This window comes from Aliiglaciecola sp. 2_MG-2023 (assembly GCF_030548145.1).
In the GTDB taxonomy this organism is placed as follows: domain Bacteria; phylum Pseudomonadota; class Gammaproteobacteria; order Enterobacterales; family Alteromonadaceae; genus Aliiglaciecola; species Aliiglaciecola lipolytica_A.
Genome location: NZ_JAUORY010000064.1, coordinates 1 through 1,113 on the forward strand (window position 1 = coordinate 1; position 1,113 = coordinate 1,113).

Genomic DNA, 1,113 nt, shown 5'->3' on the forward strand with positions numbered 1-1,113 from the left:
GAACTAAAACAGTTGGCTCAGTTTCGCTTCGCTACACATTTTAGCCAACAATTTTAGTCCGCTTAAGTGGACGTTAGTTGTTCTCAAGGAGGAATCACCATGTTATTTGAGAAGTTAATAAAAAAAAGTACGGTTTTGTTTCTTATATTCATAAGCAACGCGAGCTATGCAGAAAAAATTATCGAGGTTAAAGCTGAACCCAAGAAAGGTTTTTCTTTTCCGTTCTTATTAAAAATCCCTGCTAGTATCGATACAAATTACTTGGTAGTTGAAACTAATAATACGGGCACTGTATCTGATGATTTTGATGTACATTATCAAAGCGCTAAAAAGGCTATCGTGGGAAATGCTGTTGGCCCATGGGTAGCAAAAAAGCTAAAATCACCAATACTTATTCCTGCTTTTCCACGTCCAAAAACGGATTGGGAAATATATACTCACGCATTAGACCGGGACACGTTGTTGGTAGAGTCAGGAAAATTAAAAAGATTAGACCTTCAATTATTGGCAATGATCTCACAAGCAAAAAAAATACTCGCTAATCACTCAATAAAAATAAAAGACAAAGTTATCTTAACTGGTTTTTCTGCTTCCGGGAGTTTAGCTAACCGTTTTTCAATGTTACACCCTGAAAGCCTTCAGTTAGTCGTTGCTGGTGGATTAAATGGAATTTTAATGTTACCTGTCGATAAAATCTCTGATGAGAAGTTAAATTACCCTTTAGGCATCAATGACTTTAAAAATATTACAGGTACAGATTTTAATAAAGCTAAATGGGCATCTTTACCACAATTTTTGTTTATGGGTGAAAAGGATACCAATGACGCGGTTAAATACGATGATGCATACTCAGATGTAGAAAGAAAAGCTATCTACTCAGTGTTAGGTCAGAATATGCAACCTGAACGTTGGGCTAAATGCCAAGATATTTACAAAGCAAACGATGTAAATGTTGTTTTTCATACATATAAAGACATTGGGCATGGTACTAACTTGAAAATTCATAATGATATTCTTAGTTTTGTAAAAGAGAACATCTAACACATATGAGCCTCTTGTTGGTCAATAGGTATTAGTCATCTTTTGACCACTTTTTCAAGGTCAATCCAAACC

General features: G+C 35.1%; 1 protein-coding gene. It reads left to right on the forward strand.

Features of this window, described 5'->3' with window-relative positions:
* Positions 1–99 precede the first annotated feature (99 nt).
* The gene (locus Q4567_RS22205) at positions 100–1,041 is read left to right on the forward strand and encodes a hypothetical protein (RefSeq protein WP_303502484.1); all 942 of its coding nucleotides are present in this window, start codon (positions 100–102) and stop codon (positions 1,039–1,041) included.
* Positions 1,042–1,113 lie beyond the last annotated feature (72 nt).

Coding starts and splice junctions, on each gene's coding strand:
- Q4567_RS22205 (WP_303502484.1), top strand. CDS start 100: ATGTTATTTGAGAAGTTAATAAAAAAAAGTACGGTTTTGTTTCTTATA.